General features: G+C 70.7%; 13 protein-coding genes. 7 read left to right on the forward strand and 6 right to left on the reverse strand.

Annotated elements, in window-relative coordinates; translation table 11 throughout:
• The first annotated feature begins 151 nt into the window (after positions 1 to 151).
• The gene (locus G5B56_RS10545; RefSeq protein ID WP_164963162.1) at positions 152 to 751 is read left to right on the forward strand and encodes an ORF6N domain-containing protein; all 600 of its coding nucleotides are present in this window, start codon (positions 152 to 154) and stop codon (positions 749 to 751) included.
• A 179-nt stretch (positions 752 to 930) separates the two neighbouring features.
• Here G5B56_RS10545 and G5B56_RS10550 read toward each other — a convergent pair whose 3' ends face one another.
• Entirely contained in the window at positions 931 to 1404 is a 474-nt protein-coding gene (locus G5B56_RS10550; protein WP_164963163.1) for a DUF1854 domain-containing protein, read from the reverse strand.
• A 9-nt stretch (positions 1405 to 1413) separates the two neighbouring features.
• The gene (locus G5B56_RS10555; protein ID WP_404947959.1) at positions 1414 to 3657 is read right to left on the reverse strand and encodes an ABC transporter ATP-binding protein; all 2244 of its coding nucleotides are present in this window, start codon (positions 3655 to 3657) and stop codon (positions 1414 to 1416) included.
• A 119-nt stretch (positions 3658 to 3776) separates the two neighbouring features.
• Between G5B56_RS10555 and cphA (G5B56_RS10560) the strand changes: the two genes are divergently transcribed.
• Together cphA (G5B56_RS10560) and cphA (G5B56_RS10565) are read left to right on the forward strand one after the other, a co-directional pair.
• A complete protein-coding gene (cphA, locus tag G5B56_RS10560; RefSeq protein ID WP_164963164.1) occupies positions 3777 to 5930 on the forward strand; it encodes a cyanophycin synthetase in 2154 nt (717 codons plus the stop codon).
• Positions 5931 to 5937: 7 nt separating this feature from the next.
• Positions 5938 to 8523, forward strand: a complete 2586-nt coding sequence (cphA, locus tag G5B56_RS10565) for a cyanophycin synthetase (protein ID WP_164963165.1) — start codon at positions 5938 to 5940, stop codon at positions 8521 to 8523.
• A gap of 217 nt (positions 8524 to 8740) precedes the next feature.
• Here the strand turns inward: cphA (G5B56_RS10565) and ureC are convergent, their stop codons facing one another.
• From ureC to G5B56_RS10580, 3 genes are read right to left on the reverse strand one after another with little or no spacing between them, the layout of a single operon-like run.
• The gene (ureC, locus tag G5B56_RS10570) at positions 8741 to 10471 is read right to left on the reverse strand and encodes an urease subunit alpha (RefSeq protein ID WP_164963166.1); all 1731 of its coding nucleotides are present in this window, start codon (positions 10469 to 10471) and stop codon (positions 8741 to 8743) included.
• On the reverse strand, positions 10471 to 10776 hold the full coding sequence (locus G5B56_RS10575; protein WP_164963167.1) for an urease subunit beta: 306 nt from the start codon (positions 10774 to 10776) through the stop codon (positions 10471 to 10473). Before G5B56_RS10575 ends, ureC begins: the two co-directional genes overlap by 1 nt.
• Positions 10777 to 10784: 8 nt before the next feature.
• Positions 10785 to 11087 carry an urease subunit gamma gene (locus G5B56_RS10580; RefSeq protein WP_009856784.1) on the reverse strand — a complete coding sequence of 101 codons (303 nt, stop codon included), beginning with the start codon at positions 11085 to 11087 and terminating at the stop codon, positions 10785 to 10787.
• 65 nt (positions 11088 to 11152) lie between these two features.
• On the opposite strand from G5B56_RS10580, the gene G5B56_RS10585 reads away from it, so the two are divergent.
• From G5B56_RS10585 to G5B56_RS10600, 4 genes are all read left to right on the forward strand, one after another.
• Positions 11153 to 14758 (forward strand): ATP-binding protein, encoded by a 3606-nt coding sequence (locus G5B56_RS10585; RefSeq protein ID WP_164963168.1) that lies wholly within the window; start codon positions 11153 to 11155, stop codon positions 14756 to 14758.
• Positions 14739 to 15719 carry a response regulator gene (locus tag G5B56_RS10590; protein WP_164963169.1) on the forward strand — a complete coding sequence of 327 codons (981 nt, stop codon included), beginning with the start codon at positions 14739 to 14741 and terminating at the stop codon, positions 15717 to 15719. Before G5B56_RS10585 ends, G5B56_RS10590 begins: the two co-directional genes overlap by 20 nt.
• A gap of 148 nt (positions 15720 to 15867) precedes the next feature.
• Positions 15868 to 17769 (forward strand): oligoendopeptidase F, encoded by a 1902-nt coding sequence (gene pepF / locus G5B56_RS10595; RefSeq protein WP_240920795.1) that lies wholly within the window; start codon positions 15868 to 15870, stop codon positions 17767 to 17769.
• Between the two features lie 255 nt (positions 17770 to 18024).
• The gene (locus G5B56_RS10600; protein ID WP_164963170.1) at positions 18025 to 19065 is read left to right on the forward strand and encodes a porin; all 1041 of its coding nucleotides are present in this window, start codon (positions 18025 to 18027) and stop codon (positions 19063 to 19065) included.
• A 319-nt stretch (positions 19066 to 19384) separates the two neighbouring features.
• Here G5B56_RS10600 and G5B56_RS10605 read toward each other — a convergent pair whose 3' ends face one another.
• Positions 19385 to 20551, reverse strand: a complete 1167-nt coding sequence (locus tag G5B56_RS10605) for a BMP family ABC transporter substrate-binding protein (protein WP_009856045.1) — start codon at positions 20549 to 20551, stop codon at positions 19385 to 19387.
• Positions 20552 to 20579: the final 28 nt, after the last annotated feature.

Below are 20579 nucleotides of genomic sequence, written 5' to 3' on the forward strand. Positions count from 1 at the left end.
GCCTTGGCGGCGACCCCGGGCGCGCCGACAGTGCCGCCCAGGAGGATGGCATGGTGAAACTGTTCGACATGCGCCGGCCTCGGCCTCTGTTCACGTGCTGCGGCCAGGTCAAGGCCAAGGCCCATGACAGCCACGCCTGCGGCCCCCGCCCATGAGCACCCCGCTGCTGGCGACCGAGGCCATCGCGCTGCGCATCGCCACGGTTCGTGGCCGGCGCGTCCTGCTGGACGCTGACCTGGCGGCGCTCTACGAGGTCGAGACGAAGCGCTTCAACGAGGCGGTCCGCCGCAACCTGCCCAAGTTCCCGGCCGACTTCATGTTCCAGCTCACGACCGATGAGTGGGGAGCTCTAAGGTCGCAAATTGCGACCTTAGACGCGGTACACGGTGGCCGAGGCCGGCACCGCAAATACCTGCCGTACGCCTTCACCGAGCACGGAGCGATCATGGCCGCGAACCTGCTGAGCAGCCCGCGCGCCATCGAGGTGTCGGTCTACGTCGTGCGGGCCTTCGTCCGCATGCGTGAGCTGGCGGCGACGCACGGCGACTTGGCCAAACGTCTCTCGGAGCTGGAACAGAAGACCGAGGCGCTGGCGATCGGCCACGACAGCTTCAGCCGCAACACGCGCAACCAGCTCAGGCAGGTCTTCGATGCCCTGCGCGAATTGATGACGCCGCCCGACCCGCCGAAGCGGCCGATCGGGTTCGTGCACCCGGAGAACAAGAACGAGAAGGCGAGGGGAGCGGGGTAGCGCCGCCCGTCAAGGACGGCGGACGGCCCTGCAGGCCTCGCAGGCCGCGCAGCGATGTCAGCGAGCACCGGCAAAACAACTCGCGCTCCGCGATCAAGCTTCCCGCCACGGTCCGGCTCCGCCGGACCGTCGGCGGATGGCCCCCTCGGGGGGTAGCGAGCGCTAGCGAGCTTGGGGGCTCAGAGAAATCTCTCGAGCAGCCGCTTCGACCGCCGATCCAGCGCCTTCGCGTCGGCGATGCGGTAGCCGATGCCCTGGCTGTCGGTGATCAGCAGCGCGCTGCCGTTCAGGCGGCGGATGTCTTCCTCGCCCTTGAGCACCAGCGTCGTGCGGCCGCGGTCGGTGTCGACGGTCCAGGTGCTGGGCGTCGAGAAGGTCGAGACCTCCAGCAGGCGTTCGATGACCGGGGCGAACTCGCGCCGCGCCAGCTCTTCGTCGAGCACGGCCCGGGCCGCGGCCGGCAGTGCCTCGGGGCGATCGATCCACAGCCGTTCGCGGCCGTCGGTGCCGACCAGCGACACCGGGCCGCCGGGTTCGGACAGCGGGAAGGCGCGCACCGGCACGACGCCGACGTGTTCGACACCCTCGGTGTCGAGCAGCACCAGCCGGCCGTGGGCGTCGCGCAGCAGCGTGATGGACAGGGGAGCGTTCATCGCGTTTCCTCAGGCGGCACCGGCCGGATGCGCCGCCGGCGCGGGCGGCGGCAGCAGCGGGCGTTCGCTGTCGCTCTCGTCGACCTGGCGCAGCTGCGCCTCGTACAGCCGCCAGTACGCGCCTTCGCGCGCCAGCAGCTCGTCGTGCGTGCCGACCTCGACGATGCGGCCGCGGTCCATGACGACCAGCCGGTCGGCGCGGCGCAGCGTCGACAGGCGGTGGGCGATGGCGATCGTCGTGCGGCCCTGCACCAGGTTGTCCAGCGCCTTCTGGATCTCCTTCTCGGTCTCGGTGTCGACCGAGGACGTCGCTTCGTCGAGGATCAGGATGCGTGGGTCGATCAGCAGCGCGCGTGCGATCGAGATGCGCTGGCGCTCGCCGCCCGACAGCCCCTGGCCGCGCTCGCCGACCACCGAGTCGTAACCGTGCGGCAGGCGCAGGATGAACTCGTGGGCGTGTGCTGCGCGTGCCGCGGCGACGATCTCCTCGCGCGTCGCGTCGGGTTTGCCGTAGGCGATGTTCTCGGCGACTGTGCCGAAGAACAGAAAGGGCTCCTGCAGCACCAGGCCGATGTGGCGGCGGTAGTCGGCAACGCCGAAGCGGCGCAGGTCGATGCCGTCGACCTTGATCGCGCCGTCGGTGACGTCGTAGAAGCGGCAGATCAGGTTGACCAGCGTGCTCTTGCCCGAGCCGCTGTGGCCCACCAGGCCGATCATCTCGCCCGGGCGGATGTCCAGGTCCAGGCCGCGGATCACCGCGCGGCTGCCGTAGCGGAAGCCCACGCCCTGCAGCGACAGCCCGCCCTGCACGCGCTCGAGCTTCACCGGCTGCGCCGGTTCGGGCACGTTGCTGACGTGGTCGAGGATGTCGAAGATGCGCTTGGCGCCGGCGGCGGCCTTCTGCGTCACCGAGACGATGCGGCTCATCGAGTCCAGCCGGCCGTAGAAACGGCCGATGTAGGCGATGAAGGCGCTCAGCACGCCGACGGTGATGCTGTCGCGGCTGACCAGCCAGATGCCGAAGGCCCAGACGACGAGCAGGCCGATCTCGGTCAGCAGCGACACCGTCGGCGTGAACAGGCTCCAGGTCTTGTTCAGCTTGTCGTTGACTTCGAGGTTGGCGCGGTTGGCACGGCGGAAACGCTCGGCCTCGCGCTGCTCCTGGGCGAAGGCCTTGACGACGCGGATGCCGGGAATCGTGTCGGCGAGCACGCTGGTGACCTCGCCCCAGACGCGGTCGATCTTCTCGAAGCCGGTGCGCAGCCGGTCGCGCACCAGGTGGATCATCCAGGCGATGAAGGGCAGCGGCACCAGCGTGGCGAGTGCCAGCGACGGGTTGATGCTGAACAGGATCGCCGCCGTCATGCCGATCATCAGCACGTCGGTGGCGAAATCCAGTGCGTGCAGCGACAGGAAGACGCAGATGCGGTCGCTTTCGCTGCCGATGCGCGACATCAGGTCGCCGGTGCGTTTGCTGCCGAAGTAGTCCAGCGACAGCCGCAGCAGGTGCTCGAAGGTCGCGGTGCGCAGGTCCGCGCCGATGCGTTCGCTGACCAGCGCCAGCAGCCAGGTGCGCATCCAGCCGAGCGCCCAGGCGACGAGCGCCGAGGCCAGCAGCCCGGCCAGCAGCATCCAGACCAGGTGGGTGTCGATCTGCTGGCCGTTCTGGTACGGGATCAGCACCTCGTCCATCAGCGGGATCGTCAGGTACGGCGGCACCAGCGACGCGGCGGTGGAGGCCAGCGTCAGCACGAAACCGAGCAGCAGCTGCCACTGGTAGGGCTTGGCGAAGCGCCACAGCCGCAGCAGCACCCAGGTCGACGGCGGTGCCGCCGACTCGACGCCGAAATCGGTCTCCTCGGGCTCGGCGTCGTCGTCCGGGTCGGCTTCGCCGCTGGCCAGGCGGCGTTTCTGGCGCTCGAACAGTCCGAGCAGCTTCAGCGCCGCCGGGTCGCGGCCCAGCGTGTAGCGCCAGGCGGCCAGGCGGCCGTCGGCGTCGTGCAGCGAGAGCTGGCCGACGCCGCCGTGGTCGGCGTGCTGCAGCGTCAGCGACGGCGTCAGCGGCCAGGCGCGCCAGGTGTCGGTGCCCGCGTCGCGGGCCAGCAGCCGGCGATCGGTGAGAACTATTTCGCCGGACGCGAAGCGCTCCTTCGCGTCCAGGTCAACGTCCAGGCCGGCCAGCGCGTTCTCCCCTCGTTCGAGCGGTGCGGAGGGCACCGCGGCGAGCACAGGAGACGGATCGGTTGAAGGCATGAGAGGGTAGCGGCGAGCGCGGGATTGTCGCGTAACGCGCCAGCCCGGCTCCGCGCCGACCGGCCGCCGCCACGAATTCACGCCGCATGTCGCTCCGGAGCGAAAAACGCACGAACACGATGAAGATCTTCGACGACATCCGCCTGCTGCGCGTCACCTATCTGCGCGGCCCCAACCTCTGGACCTACCGCTCGGCGCTGGAGGTCTGGCTCGACCTGGGCGAGCTGGAACAGCATCCGTCGGACCAACTGCCCGGTTTCGTCGACCGATTGCTGGCGCTGCTGCCGGCGCTGGAGGAGCACCACTGCGGCGTCGGCGAGCGCGGCGGCTTCATCCAGCGCCTGCGCGGCGGCACCTGGATGGGCCACGTGCTCGAGCACGTCGTCATCGAGCTGCTGAACCTGGCCGGCATGCCCACCGGCTTCGGCCAGACGCGCAGCACGTCCAAGACCGGCATCTACCGCATGGTCTTCCGCGCCCGTGACGAAGCCGTCGCACGTTGTGCGCTGCAGCAAGGCCACGCGCTGCTGATGGCGGCGATCAACGGCCGCGAGTTCGAGGTCGCCGCCGCCGTGCAGGCCGTGCGCGACGCGATCGACCGCGCCTACCTGGGCCCGAGCACGGCGCACATCGTCGCCTCGGCCACCGAGCGCCGCATCCCGCACCTGCGCCTGAACGACGGCAACCTGGTGCAGCTCGGCCACGGCAAGCGCCAGCACCGCATCTGGACCGCCGAGACCGACCGCACCAGCGCCATCGCCGAAGGCATCGCGCGCGACAAGGACCTGACCAAGCGCCTGCTGGCCGCCGTCGGCGTGCCGGTGCCCGAGGGCCGCGTCGCCGCCAGCGCCGCCGACGCCTGGGACATCGCCGAGGACGTCGGCCTGCCGGTGGCCGTCAAGCCCAGCGACGGCAACCACGGCCGCGGCGTCACGCTGGACCTGCGCACGCGCGACCAGATCGAGGCCGCCTTCGCCGTCGCCGACGCCGAAGGCAGCGAGGTCATCGTCGAGCGCTACATCCCCGGCGACGAGCACCGCCTGCTCGTCGTCGCCGGCCGGATGGTCGCCGCCGCGCGCGGCGAGGCCGCCTGGGTCGTCGGCGACGGCCGCAGCACGGTCGTCGAGCTCGTCGAGGCCCAGCTCAACAGCGACCCGCGCCGCGGCGAGACCGAGGACCACCCGCTGGGCCGCATCCGCGTGCGCGAGGACGGCGCGATCCTCGTCGACCTGCGCCGCCAGAACCTCGACCCCGACGACGTGCCGGCCGCCGGCCGCCGCGTGCTGATCCAGCGCAACGGCAACGTCGCCATCGACTGCACCGACGAGGTCCACCCCGACTTCGCGCGCATCGCCTCGCTGGCGGCGCGCACCGTCGGCCTGGACATCGCCGGCATCGACCTCGTCGCGCAGGACATCACGCGCCCGCTGCGCGGCCAGCACGCCGCCGTCGTCGAGGTCAACGCCGGCCCCGGGCTGCTGGCGCACACCAAGCCGGCGGTCGGGTCGCCGCGCCCGGTGGGCCAGGCGATCATCGATCATCTGTTCCCGCCCGGCGACGACGGCCGCATCCCCATCGTCGGCATCGCCGGCGGTGACGCGGCGACGCCGGTCGCGCGCCTCGTCGCCTGGCTGCTGCAGCTGTCGGGCCACCACGTCGGCCTGGCCTGCCGCGACGGCCTGTTCCTCGACACGCGCCGCATCGACGAACGCGACGCGACACGCGGCGACATCTCCGAGCGCCTGCTGCTCAACCGCGAGGTCGACGCCGCCGTGTTCGAGAACGGCGCCGCGACGATCCTCGACGAAGGCCTGGTCTACGACCGCTGCCGCATCGGCGTCGTCACCGACCTCGACGGTGCCGCGGCGCTGGAGCGCCACGACATCCACGCCGCCGACGACCTGCCGCGGGTGCTGCGCACGCAGATGGACGTCGTGCTCGCCGACGGCATCGGCGTGCTCAACGCCGACGACGCCCGCATCGCGGCGCTGGCCGAACACTGCGACGGCGAGGTCACGCTCTACGCCACCGACGCCGCCGCGCTGGCCGATCACCGCGAACGCGGCGGCCATGCCGTGCTGCTGCGCGAAGGCCGCCTCTGGCTCTGCGAAGGCCACGCCGAGACGCCACTGAACGTGCGCGGCCGCTCGCCGCTGCCCGCCGCCGTGCTGCTGCCGGCCGTCGCCGCCGCCTGGGCCTTCGGCCTGGCGCCGGCGCTGCTGGCCGCCGGCCTGGACACCTTCGACCCGCAGACCCCTGCCGACATCCGCTGAGGACGCCATGGACGTCACCCGCATCCGCGCGCTGCGCGGTCCCAATCTCTGGAGCCGGCACACGGCGATCGAAGCCATCGTGCGCTGCACGGCCGAGGAGTCGGCGATCGAGGCCGGTTCGGCGCTCGAACGCCGGCTGCGCGAGGCCCTGCCCGAGGTCTCGCCGGTGCGTCCGGTCGGCACCCACGAGCCGGTGACGATGGCGCGCTGGCTCGAGCGTCTGGCGCTGGCGCTGCAGGCGCGCGCCGGCTGCCGCGTGTCGTTCTCGCGCACTGCCGCGGCGCCCGAGGCCGGCGTCTACCAGATCGTCGTCGAGTACACCGAGGAGAAGGTCGGCCGCCGCGCGCTGGAGCTCGCGCAGCAGCTGCTGGCCGCGGCCGTCGCCGGCGAGGCCTTCGACACCGAGGCTGCGGTGGCCGAGCTGCGTGCCATCGACGAAGACGTGCGCCTGGGCCCGAGCACCGGCTCCATCGTCGCCGCCGCGCTGGCGCGCGGCGTGCCGTACCGGCGCCTGACCGACGGCAGCCTGGTGCAGTTCGGCTGGGGCGCACGCATGCGCCGCATCTGGGCCGCCGAGGTCGATTCCACCGGCGCGGTGGCCGAGTCGATCGCCCAGGACAAGGATCTCAGCAAGCGCCTGCTGGCCTCGGCCGGCGTGCCGGTGCCGCGTGGCCGCCCGGTCACCGACCTCGAGGACGGCTGGGCCGCGGCGATGGAGATCGGCCTGCCGGTCGTCGTCAAGCCGCGTGACGGCAACCAGGGCAAGGGCGTGACGGTCAACGTCACCGACCGCGCCCAGTTCGAGGTCGCCTACCGCACCGCCGACGAGATCGGCGAGGTGATGGTCGAGCAGTTCCTGCCCGGCCACGACTTCCGCCTGCTGGTCGTCGGCGAGAAGCTGGTCGCCGCGTCGCGCCGCGATCCGCCCTACGTCATCGGCGACGGCGTGCACAGCGTGCGCGAACTCGTCGACGCGGTGAACGCCGACCCGCGTCGCGGCGACGGCCACGCCACCGCGCTGACGCGCATCCGCCTGGACGACGTCGCGCTGGCGCGGCTGGAGCTGCTGGGCCTGTCGCCCGAGGCGGTGCCCGCCAACGGCCAGAAGGTCGTGCTGCGCCACAACGCCAACCTCAGCACCGGCGGCAGCGCCACCGACGTCACCGACGACGTGCACCCCGAGGTCGCCGCGCGTGCGGTGGCCGCGGCGCGCATGGTCGGGCTGGAGATCTGCGGCGTCGACGTGGTCTGCGAGAGCGTCGGCGTGCCGCTGGAGCAGCAGCGCGGCGGCGTCGTCGAGGTCAACGCCGCGCCGGGCCTGCGCATGCACCTGGCGCCGAGCTTCGGCAAGCCGCGTGCGGTCGGCGAGGCGATCGTCGAGCGCCTGTTCCCGGCCGGCCAGGACGGCCGCATCCCGGTCGTCGCCGTCACCGGCACCAACGGCAAGACCACCGTCTCGCGCCTCATCGCGCACCTGTTCAACGCCGCCGGCTACAAGGTCGGCATGACCAACACCGACGGCGTCTGGGTCGACGGCCACCAGATCGACAGCGGCGACTGCAGCGGCCCGAAGAGCGCGCGCAACGTGCTCGCCCACCCGGACACCGAAGCCGCGGTGCTGGAGACCGCACGCGGCGGCATGCTGCGCGAAGGCCTGGGCTTCGACCGCTGCCAGGTCGCCGTCGTCACCAACGTCGGCGCAGGCGACCATCTCGGCCTGAACTACATCACGACGGTCGAGGACCTGGCGGTGCTCAAGCGCGTGATCGTGCAGAACGTCGCCGAGAGCGGCTACGCGGTGCTCAACGCCGCCGACCCGATCACGCTGCAGATGGCGCAGCACTGCCCGGGCGGCGTGATCCTGTTCGCCGTCGACGGCCACCTGCCGGCGATGGTCGCGCACCGCGCCCAGGGCGGGCGCACGGTGTTCGTCGACGGTGACGCGATCGTCGCCGTCAACGGCTCGGCACGCGCCCGCGTGCCGCTGCGCGAGGTGCCGCTCACCCGCAACGGCACGATCGGCTTCCAGGTCGAGAACGCGCTCGCCGCCGTGGCCGCCGCCTGGGGCTGCGGCCTCAGCTTCGACGCCGTCAGCGCCGGTCTGGCCAGCTTCGTCAACGACGCGCACAACGCGCCGGGGCGCTTCAACGTCATGGACTACCGCGGCGCGACGGTCATCGCCGACTACGGCCACAACGCCGACGCGATGCGCGCGCTGGTCGGCGCCGTCGAGGCGATGCCGGCTCAGCGCCGCTCGGTCGTCATCAGCGCCGCCGGCGACCGCCGCGACGAGGACATCCGCGAGCAGACGCAGATCCTCGGCGCCGCCTTCGACGAGGTGCTGCTGTACCAGGACGCCGCCCAGCGCGGCCGTGCCGACGGCGAGGTCATCGCGCTGCTGCGCGAAGGCCTGCGCGGCGCGCCGCGCACGCGCCGCGTCGAGGAGATCCACGGCGAGTTCGTCGCCATCGACCAGGCGCTCGCGAACCTGCAGCCCGGCGACCTGTGCCTGGTGCTCGTCGACCAGGTCGAGGAAGCGCTGGAGCACCTGGCGCGGCGCATCGCCGAAGCCTCGGAGCCGGTCGCGGCCTGAGACACTGGTCGGGGCCTGTCAGCGCGCACGCGTAGCCGCCGCTGCTTTGCCCATCAAGCTTCCCGCCACGGGCCGGCTTTGCCGGTCCGTCGGCGGACGGCCTTGCAGGCCGCGCCGGGCCAGTGGCCCGGCCCTTCGCCAGGCACGACCCGTCCACAGGACGGGTCGCGTCCGGGCTCAGCCCCCTGGGGGTAGCGAGCGCTAGCGAGCTTGGGGGCTAAAACAGGAAATAGCGCTGGGCCAGCGGCAGCACCGTCGCCGGCTCGCAGGTCAGCAACTGGCCGTCGGCCCGCACCTCGTAGGTCTGCGGGTCGATCTCCATCGTCGGCAGCCAGCCGTTGTGCACCATGTCGCCCTTCTTCACCTGGCGGCAGCCCTGCACCGCGGCCAGGCGCTTGGCCAGGCCGAGCTGCTCGCCGATCTCGGCCTGCAGCGCCGCCTGGCTGACGAAGGTCAGCGAGGTCGCGGCGCGGGCGCCGCCGAAGCTGCCGAACATCGGCCGGTAGTGCACCGGCTGCGGTGTCGGGATGCTGGCGTTGGGGTCGCCCATCGCCGCGACGGCGATGAAGCCGCCCTTGAGCACCAGGCTCGGCTTGACGCCGAAGAAGGCCGGCTTCCACAGCACCAGGTCGGCCCACTTGCCGATCTCGACCGAACCGACCTCGTGCGCGATGCCGTTGGCGATCGCCGGGTTGATCGTGTACTTGGCGACGTAGCGCTTGACGCGCTGGTTGTCGTTGCGGGCGTTGTCGCCTGACAGTGCGCCGCGCTGGACCTTCATCTTGTGCGCCGTCTGCCAGGTGCGGATGATGACCTCGCCGACGCGGCCCATGGCCTGGCTGTCGCTGCTCATCATGCTGATCGCGCCCAGGTCGTGCAGCACGTCCTCGGCGGCGATGGTCTCGCGGCGGATGCGGCTCTCGGCGAAGGCCAGGTCCTCGGCGATGCCGGCGTCGAGGTGGTGGCAGACCATCAGCATGTCCAGATGCTCGTCCACCGTGTTCGCGGTGTAGGGCATCGTCGGGTTGGTGCTGCTGGGCAGGAAGTTGGCTTCGCCGGCGACGCGCAGGATGTCCGGCGCGTGGCCGCCGCCGGCGCCTTCGGTGTGGAAGGCGCAGAGCGTGCGGCCCTTGGTCGCGGCGATCGTGTCCTCGACGAAACCCGACTCGTTGAGCGTGTCGCTGTGGATCGAGACCTGGGTGTCGGTCGCCTCGGCGATGTCCAGGCAGTTGTCGATCGCGCTGGGCGTCGTGCCCCAGTCCTCGTGCAGCTTCAGGCCGATGGCGCCGGCGGCGATCTGCTGGCTGAGCGCCTCGGGCCGGCTGGCGTTGCCCTTGCCGAGGAAGCCGAGGTTCATCGGGAACGCGTCGGCGGCCTGCAGCATGCGGTGCAGGTTCTCCGGCCCCGGCGTGCAGGTCGTCGCGAAGGTGCCGGTGGCCGGGCCGGTGCCGCCGCCGAGCATCGTCGTGACGCCCGAGTTCAGCGCCTCGTCGATCTGCTGCGGGCAGATGAAGTGGATGTGGCTGTCGATGCCGCCGGCGGTGACGATCATCCCCTCGCCGGCGATGATCTCGGTGCCCGGGCCGATGACGATGTCGACACCCGGCTGCACGTCGGGGTTGCCGGCCTTGCCGATGGCGGCGATGCGGCAGCCCTTCAGACCGATGTCGGCCTTGACGATGCCCCAGTGGTCGATGATCAGCGCGTTGGTGATGACGCAGTCGGCCGCCTCGTGGTGGCCGGGGCCGTTGACCGCCTGGCCCTGACCCATGCCGTCGCGGATGGTCTTGCCGCCGCCGAACTTCACTTCCTCGCCGTAACCGCCGGCGCGCAGCGTGTAGTCGGCCTCGACCTCGACGATCAGCTCGGTGTCGGCCAGGCGCACGCGGTCGCCCAGCGTCGGGCCGTACATCTCGGCGTAGGCGCGCCGTCCGATGCTCGTGCTCATCACAACGCTCCCTGGATTTCGGCCCGGAAGCCCCAGACGCGGCGCTCGCCGCCGTAGGGCACCAGCTGCACGGTGCGCTGCTGGCCGGGCTCGAAACGCACCGCGGTGCCGCTGGAGATGTCCAGCCGCAGGCCGCGCGCCGCGGCACGGTCGAAGCTGAGCGCCGGGTTGGTCTCGGCGAAGTGGTAGTGCGAGCCGACCTGGATCGGCCGGTCGCCGGTGTTCTCGACGACCAGCGTCAGCGCCGGGCGGGCGGGGTTGAGCGTGAGCTCGCCGTCGTCGATCAGCAGTTCTCCGGGGATCATCGCCGTCCTCATGCGATCGGTTGGTGCACGGTCACCAACTTGGTGCCGTCGGGGAAGGTCGCCTCGACCTGAATCTCCGGGATCAGCTCGGGCACGCCGTCCATCACCTCGTCGCGGCGCAGCACCTGCTTGCCTTCGCTCATCAGCTCGGCCACCGTGCGGCCGTCGCGTGCGCCTTCCAGGATGGCCGCGGTGATCAGCGCGATCGATTCCGGCACGTTGAGCTTCAGCCCACGCGCCTTGCGGCGCTCGGCCAGCAACGCGGCGGTGAAGATCAGCAGCTTGTCTTTTTCTCGGGGAGTCAGGTCCATGCGCGCCTCGCCTGCAAGTCCGGCGCCATGTTATGGCTGGTGCAGTTCTTGATTGCCAGTGCCCGATGAGTCCGCTGGCCGACACCGCCGCCACCCCTGCCGAAGCGCCGCAGCGTGTCGTCAAGACACGCCGCGACTACAACGCCTGGGTCGCGCGCGAGACGATCGAGGACTACGCGCTGCGTTTCACGCCGCGCTCGTTCCGCCGCTGGAGCGAGTGGCGTGTCGCCAACACGGCCTTCGGCGCCGCGTCCTTCCTGATCCTCGAAGCCGTCGGCGCGACGCTGCTGGTGCAGTACGGCTTCGTCAACGCGGCGCTGGCGATCCTGGCCACCGGCCTCGTGATCTTCCTCGCCGGCTGGCCGATCAGCGTCTACGCCGCACGCCACGGCGTCGACATGGACCTGCTGACACGCGGCGCCGGCTTCGGCTACATCGGCTCGACGATCACCTCGCTGATCTACGCGAGCTTCACCTTCATCTTCTTCGCCCTCGAGGCGGCGGTGATGGCCTACGCGCTGGAGCTGGCCCTCGACATCCCGCCGGCGCTGGGTTATCTGCTCTGCGCCTTGGTCGTCATCCCGCTGGTGACGCACGGCGTCACGGCGATCAGCCGGCTGCAGGTCTGGACCCAGCCGCTGTGGATCGCGATGCTGGTCGTGCCCTACGTCTTCGTCTTCCGTGCCGAGCCCGATCTGCTGGCCGGGCTCTCGGCCTATGGCGGCGAACATGGCATCACCGGCTTCGACGGCCTGGCCTTCGGCGCCGCGACCACGGTCGGCATCGCGCTGATCACGCAGATGGGCGAGCAGGCCGACTACCTGCGTTTCATGCCGGAGAAGGCGAACCGCGGTGGCTGGCGCTGGCATCTGGCGGTGCTGGCCGGCGGCCCGGGCTGGGTGCTGCCGGGCGTGCTGAAGATGCTCGGCGGCGCGCTGCTGGCCTATCTGGCGATCACGCGCATGGTGCCGCTGGAGCGTGCCGTCGACCCGAACCAGATGTACCTCGCGGCCTACGAGACGGTGTTCTCCGACTACGGCGTCGCGGTCGCGGTGACGGCGGCCTTCGTGCTCGTCTCGCAGCTGAAGATCAACGTCACCAACGCCTACGCCGGCTCGCTGGCCTGGAGCAACTTCTTCTCGCGGCTGACGCACGCCCACCCGGGGCGCGTCGTCTGGATGGTGTTCAACACCGGCATCGCGCTGGTGCTGATGGAGATGAACGTCTTCCAGGCGCTGTCGCACGTGCTCGGGCTGTACGCCAACGTGGCCATCGCCTGGATGATGGCGGTCGTCGCCGACCTCGTCGTCAACAAGCCGCTCGGCTGGTCGCCGCCGGGCATCGAGTTCAAGCGGGCCCACCTCTACGACATCAACCCGGTCGGTGTCGGCGCGATGGGCATCGCCTCGGCGCTGTCGGTGGCCGCGCACCTGGGCGCCTTCGGCGAGCTGGCGCAAGCCTATTCGGCGGCGATCGCGCTGGTCACGGCCTTCGTCTGCTCGCCGCTGATCGCCTGGGCGACGAAGGGCCGCTACTACCTCGCGCGCACCAGCACGCTGCCCACGCTGCCCACGCTGCCGGCCGGCGCGATCCCGATCGTGGCGGAGGACGCGCCGCGCCAGACCGGGGGCACGGAGTCTGCGAAGCCTGGGGTCAGGTCCCGCGCGGACCTGACCCCGGACTCCCGCGCGGACCTGACCCCGGACTCCGGCTTCGCGGCCGGCCGCTACGCCCGGCTGCGCCACCGCTGCACGGTCTGCGAACGCGAGTACGAGACCGAGGACATGGCCTTCTGCCCGGCCTACCAGGCGGCGATCTGCAGCCTGTGCTGCACGCTGGACGCACGCTGCCACGACCTCTGCAAACCGCGCGCGAAGCTGTTCGCGCAGTGGCGCGCGCTGCTCTCGCGGCTGCTGCCGGCGCGCATGGCGCCGCAGCTCGACGCCGGGCTGGCCGACTACCTGCTGCTGATGGGCCTCGTCACGCCGGCGCTGGCGCTGGTGCTGGGCATCGCCCACCGCCAGGCGCTGCGCCTGCTGGGCGATCAGGCCGCGGCGCTGGGGCCGACGCTGGCCCAGGGTTTCGTCAGCAGCTTCCTGCTGCTGTGGATCGCCGCCGGCGTCGGCGTCTGGTGGGGCGTGCTCGCGCACCGCAGCCGCGCCGCGGCGCAGGAGGAGTCCAACCGCCAGACGCTGGCGCTGCAGCGCGAGATCGAGTCGCACGCGCGCACCGACGCCGCGCTGCAGGCCGCACGCGAGGAAGCCGACCGTGCGCGCGGCCACGCCGAGGCCGCCAACCGCGCCAAGAGCCGCTACATCACGACCATCAGCCACGAGCTGCGCACGCCGCTCAACAGCATCCTCGGCTATGCCCAGCTGCTGGAGGAGGACGAGGCGATGCCGCCGCACCGCCGCCAGGCGGTGGCCGTGATCCGCCGCGGCGGCGACCACCTCTTGAGCTTGATCGAAGGCACGCTGGACATCGCACGCATCGAATCCGGCAAGCTGGCGCTGGACGTGCGGCCGATGCGTTTCGCCGACGGCCTGGCCGAGATCGCGCGGATGTTCGAGCTGCAGGCCGCCGGCCGCGGCCTGGCCTTCCGCTTCGCCGTCGACGGCCGCCTGCCGGCGGTCGTGCGTGCCGACGAGAAGCGGCTGCGCCAGATCCTCATCAACCTGCTGGGCAACGCGATCAAGTTCACCCAGGCCGGCCAGGTGACGCTGCGCGTGGCCCACCAGCGCGAGATGGCGCGTTTCGAGATCGAGGACACCGGCCCGGGCATGACGGCCGACGAGCTGGCGCGGGTCTTCGAGCCTTTCGAGCGCGGTTCGGCGGCCAGCGGCCAGTCGGTCGGCTCGACCGGGCTGGGGCTGACGATCGCACGCATGCTCTGCGAGCTGATGGGCGGCGAGATGACGGTGGCCAGCGAGCCCGGCCGCGGCACCACCTTCCGCATCCGCCTCTTCGTGCCCGAGGTCGCCGTCGCGGCGCCCGAGGTCGACGCGCTGCGCGCACGCCGCGTCGGCTACGAAGGCCGGCGCCGGCGCGTGCTGGCGGTCGACAACGAGGAGGCCGACCGCCGCCTCGTCGCCGACCTGCTGCAGCCGCTGGGTTTCGAGGTCGAGGGCGCCGCCACCGGCGAGGCCGCGCTCGCGCGCCTGGCCGCCGACGCGCCCTACGACGCCGTCTTCATGGACCTGGCGATGCCCGGCATCGACGGCTGGGAGACGATCCGCCGGCTGCGCGCCGCCGGCCACGTGATGCCGCTGGCGGTGGTCTCGGCCAACGCCTTCGACAAGAAGCTGGACAACGACGTCGGCCTGCCGGGCGAGGATTTCCTCGTCAAGCCGGTGCGGGTCGGCGAGCTGCTCGACTGGCTGGGGGTGCGCCTGGGGCTGGATTGGCGCTACGGCGCGCGTGGGCCCGAACCCGCGCCGCCGCCGCCACCGGCCGACGCACCGCTGCCGCCGCCCGAGCTGCTGCGCCCGCTGCGCGACGCGCTCGCCCTGGGCCACGTGCGCGGCGTCGCGCGCCAGCTCGCCGCCATCGAGGCCGCCGACCCGGCGCACGCCGGCTTCGCCGCCCGCATGCGGCTGCTGGCGCGCCAGTTCAACTACGAGACGATGAACGACATCCTGGACAAGGCTCTCGATGAACCCCGTGCCGCCTGACGCCTCGCCCCTCGACGAGCGCGACGCCGCCGACGTCGTGCTCGTCGTCGACGACGTGCCCGAGAACCTGGCGCTGCTCAACGACTCGCTCGACGAGGCCGGCTACACCGTGCTCGTCGCCACCTCGGGCGAGGCGGCGCTGACGCTGGCCGTGCGCGCCCAGCCCGACATCGTGCTGCTCGACGCGGTGATGCCGGGGCTGGACGGCTTCGAGACCGCGCGCCGGCTGAAGGCCGACCCGGAGACGGCGCCGATCCCGATCGTCTTCATGACCGGGCTCACCGAGACCGAACACGTCGTCGCCGCCTTCGGCGCCGGCGGCACCGACTACGTCACCAAGCCGATCCGCCCGCGCGAGGTGCTGGCGCGCATCGCCGCGCACCTGCACCAGGCGCGCAGCCAGCGCCAGGCGCGCAACGCGCTCGACGCCTTCGGCCACGCGACGATGGTCGTGCGCGAGCGCGACGGCCGGCGTCTTTGGCAGACGGCGCTGGCGCGGCGCATGCTGGCCGAACACTTCGGCGGCGAGGACACCGACACCCCGCCCGAGCTGATGGCCTGGGTCGCACGCGAGTCGCTGCGCCGCCGCGCCGGTGCCGAGCCGGCCGGGCTGACGGTGGCCCGCGGCGCGCGCCGCATCGCCTTCGCGCTGCACCCGATGCCCGACGACGGCGGCGAGCCGGTGCCGGGCGAATGGCTGGTCGTGATGCGCGAGAGCGACGACGCGGCGATCGTCGAGGCCATGTCGCTGGCGCTGGAGCTCACCGCGCGCGAGGCCGAGGTGCTGTACTGGGTGGTGCAGGGCAAGACCAACCGCGACATCGGCGACATCCTCGGCACCAGCCACCGCACCGTCACCAAGCACCTGGAGCACGTGTTCGAGAAGCTTGGCGTCGAGACGCGCACCGCCGCGGCGGCGCTGGCGATGGCCCGGGTCAAGCAGCTTGGTCGCGCCAACTGAGGCGTTCGTCGCACCACGCTTGACCTCCGTCGCGCCCGGCCCCAACACTTTGCAGTTCCGCCGGGCCGACCCTTGCCGCCGCCCCGGGTTCCGATCCACCGCAGAATCCCCGTGCGGCCGTCGAGGCCGCGCCCGCCACACCTTGAAGATGCACACCTTCGTCGCCGGCGCCGTCTGCGCCGCAGCCGTCTCGATGGCCGCCTCCGCGATGGCGGCCAAGCCCGCCAGCCGCGTGCGTGCCGACATCCCGGCGCAGTACCGCTGGGACTTCAGCCCGATCTACGCCAGCTGGGAGGCCTGGGAGGCCGGCATGCGCGAGATGGACCAGCGCATCGACGCCTTCGCCAAGCTGCAGGGCACGCTGAAGAACGGCCCCGATGCGGTGCTCGCCGCCTACAAGGCCTATGACGAGATCGGCCAGCTGCAGTACCGCATCTACCGCTACCCGCAACTGCAGCGCGACACCGACACGCGTGACCAGAACGTCGCCGGCCGCTTCCAGCGGGTCGGCGCGCTGTTCGCCAAGTTCGACGCCGCCAGCGCCTGGTTCACGCCCGAGCTGCTGACGGTGCCCGAGGCGACGATGCGCGAGTGGCTGGACAAGACGCCGGCGCTGAAGCCGTACCGTTTCCCGATCCTCGAGAACTTCCGCCGTCAGGCGCACGTGCTCGACGAGAAGGGCGAGCGCCTGATGGCGCTGGCCTCGCGCGCCAACCGCGCGCCGAACGCGATCTACAGCGAGCTCAGCACCTCGGACATCAAGTTCCCGACGATCCGCCTGTCCGACGGCAAGGAGCTGACGCTGTCGCCGGCCAACTACCAGGCCCTGCTGTCCGAGAGCACGGTGCAGGCCGACCGCGCCGCCGCCGCCGCCGCGCACGTCGGCACCTACGGCCAGACCGCGCACACCTACGCCGCGATCTACGAAGGCATCCTGCAGCGCGACTGGTTCGTCGCCCGTGCGCGCAACTTCCCGACGACGCTGGACGCGGCGCTCGACGAGAACGCGATCCCGCGCCAGGTCGTCGAGACGCTGATCGAGGTCGCGCGCCAGGGCACCGGCCCGCTGCAGCGTTACGCCAAGCTGCGCCAGCGCCTGCTGGGGCTGCCCAGCTACCACCTGTACGACCAGTTCGTGCCGGTGTTCCGCAGCGACAAGGCCTGGCCGTACGAGGAGGCGCGCCGCCAGGCCACGGCCTCGATCGCGCCGCTGGGCCAGGGCTACGTGCAGCGTTACCAGAAGGCCATCGCCCCGGGGCGTGTCGACGTCTACGAGAACGACGGCAAGCGCAGCGGCGCCTACAGCGCCGGCGTCTACGGCGTCGGCCCGTACATGCTGCTGAACTACAACGACACGCGCGACGCGATGTTCACCTTCGCCCACGAGGCGGGGCACGCGATGCACACGCTGCTGTCGACCGAGCACCAGCCGTACGCCACCGCTGACTACACGATCTTCGTCGCCGAGGTCGCGTCGACGACCAACGAACGTTTCCTGCTCGAGCACCTGCTCAAGCAGACCACCGACCCGAAGGAGCGTTTCCTGCTGCTGCAGGAGGCCGTCGACGCGATCGTCGGCACCTTCTACACGCAGGTGCTGTTCGCCGACTTCGAGCTGCGTGCGCACCAGCTCGTCGAGCGCGACGAGCCGGTGACCACCGAGGTGCTGAACAAGCTCTACGCCGGCCTGCTGAAGGAGTACTGGGGCGACGCGATCACCCACGACGAGTTCTACCAGTACACCTGGGCGCGCATCCCGCACTTCTTCAACTCGCCCTATTACGTCTACCAGTACGCCACCTGCTTCGCCTCGTCGGCGCAGCTGTTCAAGGCGATGACCGAGGGCCCGAAGGCCGGGCGCGAAGCCGCCGTCAAGCGCTACCTGGAGCTGCTGTCCTCGGGCGGCAACGACCAGCCGATGAAGCAGCTGCTCAAGGCCGGCGTCGACCTGACGCAGCGCCAGACCGTGCAGGCCGTCGTCGACCAGCTCGACGAACTGGTCACGCGCATGGAGGCCGAGGCCGCCAAGCTGCAACCGGCCGCCCGGTAAGCTGGCGCCGCATGGCTGAGCCGCCCCCCCCGGGGGCGGCTTTTTTCTTGGTTGTGCTTGTTCGGCCTGGTGCGCCCGCCCGGCTGTGGTGCCGCGCCCACGCCCATCGCGGTGCATTGCGGGAAAACCCCTGGAGCCGTCACCTCGCTGTCACACAATCACGCCGGACCGCAGACTTGTATACACCTGCGGCATAACGCTTGCTTCGTGACAAGTCGTTAGATCTTCCTGTTCACCACCCTCCCAGGAGTTTCCATGTCTCGTTCGCTGAAGGCGGTGGCCGGCGCTGCCGCCCTGCTGTGTGTCGGTCTGGCCCAGGCCCAGTCCAACGTCAACATCTACGGTCTGATGGACGCTGCCGTCGGCAGCTTCCAGATGGCCGGTGCCGACTCGACCACCAAGGTCCAGAGCGGCAACATGACCACGTCGTTCATCGGCTTCAACGGCAGCGAAGACCTGGGCAACGGCCTGAAGGTCACGTTCGCGATCGAGCACTTCCTGCAGGCCGACGCCGGCACCGCCGGCCGTTTCGTCGGTGACCGCTTCTGGGCGCGCAACGCCTACGTCGGCCTGGCCACGAACTACGGCGAGTACCAGTTCGGCCGCACGACGACGACGATGTTCGTCTCGACGCTGATGTTCAACGCGCTGGGTGACTCGTTCGCCTTCTCGCCGAGCATCCTGCAGGTGCTGACGCCGCAGACCGGCAACCGTCCGGCCGGCGCGCAGATGCTGTCCTGGTACGGCGACACGGGCTGGGCCAACTCGGTGCTGTTCAAGAGCAAGAGCTGGAACGGCCTGAGCGTCAACATCCAGGCCAACGCCGGTGAAGACGCGGCGAACTCCTTCGGCAACAACATCGGCGGCAACGTGCTGTACATGAACGGCCCGCTGGCCGCGACGGTGTCGTATTCGAAGGTCAAGAACGACGTCATCGGCGCCCCGGCCGGCTTCGAAGACCAGGAGACCAAGCAGGTCGGCGCCTGGTACGACTTCGGCGTCGTCAAGGTCTTCGGCCAGTACACCGCGGTCGACACCACCGCGACGGTCGACACCGGCACCGACATCTGGGGCCTGGGCGCCTCGATCCCGCTGGCCGGCGGCAAGGTCCTGGCCCAGTACGGCCACGCCAAGGAAGACGGCAACGCGGTCGAGAAGACCAACAAGACCTTCACGCTGGGCTACGACTACAACCTGTCCAAGCGCACCGACGTCTACGCGATCTACATGCAAGACAAGGTGACCGGCGCCGACACCGGCGACACCTTCGCCGTCGGCATCCGCCACAAGTTCTAAAACCCTGGCGGGGGCGCCCGCCACGGTACCTCAGCTTCAGCGGCACCCTCGGGTGCCGCTTTTTTTCGCCCGCGCGAACCTGAGTGGTCGTTGTGTTCGTCTCCCTCGGGGACAGACCGCCGAAGGCGGTCAGGGCAGCAGCCAAAGAAAAGACCACCGGGCGCGAACCACGGTGGTCTTCGTATTCGTCCCCCCTGGGGACAGACCGCCGAAGGCGGTCAGGGGAGCAGCGGTGTTAACGCGCCTGACCGGATCCGGGTCCCCCGGTCCGGTCAGGTTGCCCCCCTCGGGGGGGCGGCCGCCAGGCGGCCGGGGGCTCTCACTTCCCCGTCGGAACCTTACCCTCGACGCCCTTGACGAAGAAGTTGATGCCGCCCAGGAACTGGTCGTCGGCCACCTCGCCGGCCTTCAGCACTTCCTTGCCGGCGTTGGTGACGATCGGGCCCTTCCAGATCGCGAAGCTGCCGTCCTTCAGGCCGGCCTTGACTTCGTCGATCTTGGTCTTGGTCTCGGCCGGCACCTTGTCGCTGATCGAGACGATGTCGATCGCGCCTTCCTTGACGCCCCACCAGGTGGCGCTGCCGCCGGTCCAGGTGCCTTCCAGCGCTTCCTTGGTGGCCTTGATGTAGTACGGCGACCAGTCGATGATCGCCGAGGCCAGGTGCGCTTCCGGCGCGTAGGCCGTCATGTCGCTGTCCCAGCCGAAGGCGAACTTCTTGTTCTTCGCGGCGGTCTGCAGCACGGCCGACGAGTCGGTGTTCTGGAACAGGATGTCGGCGCCGCCGTTGATCAGGCTTTGCGCGGCTTCGGTTTCCTTGGGCGGGTTGAACCACTCGTTGACCCAGACCACCTTGGTCTTGATCTTCGGGTTCACGCTCTGCGCACCCAGCGTGAAGCTGTTGATGTTGCGGATGACCTCGGGGATGGGGATCGAGCCGACGACGCCCAGCGTGTTGCTCTTGGTCATCGAGCCGGCGATCACGCCGGCCATGTACGCGCCCTCGTAGGTGCGGCTGTCGTAGGTGCGGATGTTCTCGCCCTGCTTGTAGCCGGTGGCGTGCTCGAACTTCACGTCCTTGGCGTCGGCGGCGACCTTCTGGATCGGCTCCATGTAGCCGAAGGTCGTGCCGAAGACCAGCTTGTTGCCCTGGCCGATCAGGTCGCGGAACACACGCTCGGCGTCGGCGGCCTCGGGCACCTTCTCGACGAAGGTGGTGACGATCTTGTCGCCGAACTCGGCTTCGAGCTTCTTGCGCGCGTTGTCGTGGGCGAAGGTCCAGCCGCCGTCACCCACCGGGCCGACGTAGGCGAACGCGATCTTCAGCGGTTCGGGCTTGGCCGCAGCGGCCGAGGCCGGCGCCGACGCCGGTTCGGCCGTCGGTTGCGCCGCTTCTTCCTTCTTGCCGCAGCCGACGAGGGCGGCGGCCGCCGCGAGCGTGGACCAGCCGGCCAGCTTCAGCAGCGAGCGCTTCGATTCGAAAGACATCGGTCTTTTCTCCAGGGGGTGACGAAAG

This window comes from Rubrivivax sp. JA1026, from assembly GCF_011065555.1.
GTDB lineage: Bacteria > Pseudomonadota > Gammaproteobacteria > Burkholderiales > Burkholderiaceae_C > Rubrivivax > Rubrivivax benzoatilyticus.

What these genes read in the sequence shown, in the direction of transcription:
- G5B56_RS10605 (WP_009856045.1), bottom strand. Translation starts at nt 20,551, where the DNA reads ATGTCTTTCGAATCGAAGCGCTCGCTGCTGAAGCTGGCCGGCTGGTCC.
- cphA (WP_164963165.1), top strand. Translation starts at nt 5,938, where the DNA reads ATGGACGTCACCCGCATCCGCGCGCTGCGCGGTCCCAATCTCTGGAGC.
- G5B56_RS10600 (WP_164963170.1), top strand. Translation starts at nt 18,025, where the DNA reads ATGTCTCGTTCGCTGAAGGCGGTGGCCGGCGCTGCCGCCCTGCTGTGT.
- G5B56_RS10590 (WP_164963169.1), top strand. Translation starts at nt 14,739, where the DNA reads ATGAACCCCGTGCCGCCTGACGCCTCGCCCCTCGACGAGCGCGACGCC.
- G5B56_RS10585 (WP_164963168.1), top strand. Translation starts at nt 11,153, where the DNA reads ATGAGTCCGCTGGCCGACACCGCCGCCACCCCTGCCGAAGCGCCGCAG.
- G5B56_RS10550 (WP_164963163.1), bottom strand. Translation starts at nt 1,404, where the DNA reads ATGAACGCTCCCCTGTCCATCACGCTGCTGCGCGACGCCCACGGCCGG.
- G5B56_RS10580 (WP_009856784.1), bottom strand. Translation starts at nt 11,087, where the DNA reads ATGGACCTGACTCCCCGAGAAAAAGACAAGCTGCTGATCTTCACCGCC.
- ureC (WP_164963166.1), bottom strand. Translation starts at nt 10,471, where the DNA reads ATGAGCACGAGCATCGGACGGCGCGCCTACGCCGAGATGTACGGCCCG.
- G5B56_RS10555 (WP_404947959.1), bottom strand. Translation starts at nt 3,657, where the DNA reads ATGCCTTCAACCGATCCGTCTCCTGTGCTCGCCGCGGTGCCCTCCGCA.
- pepF (WP_240920795.1), top strand. Translation starts at nt 15,868, where the DNA reads ATGCACACCTTCGTCGCCGGCGCCGTCTGCGCCGCAGCCGTCTCGATG.
- cphA (WP_164963164.1), top strand. Translation starts at nt 3,777, where the DNA reads ATGAAGATCTTCGACGACATCCGCCTGCTGCGCGTCACCTATCTGCGC.
- G5B56_RS10545 (WP_164963162.1), top strand. Translation starts at nt 152, where the DNA reads ATGAGCACCCCGCTGCTGGCGACCGAGGCCATCGCGCTGCGCATCGCC.
- G5B56_RS10575 (WP_164963167.1), bottom strand. Translation starts at nt 10,776, where the DNA reads ATGATCCCCGGAGAACTGCTGATCGACGACGGCGAGCTCACGCTCAAC.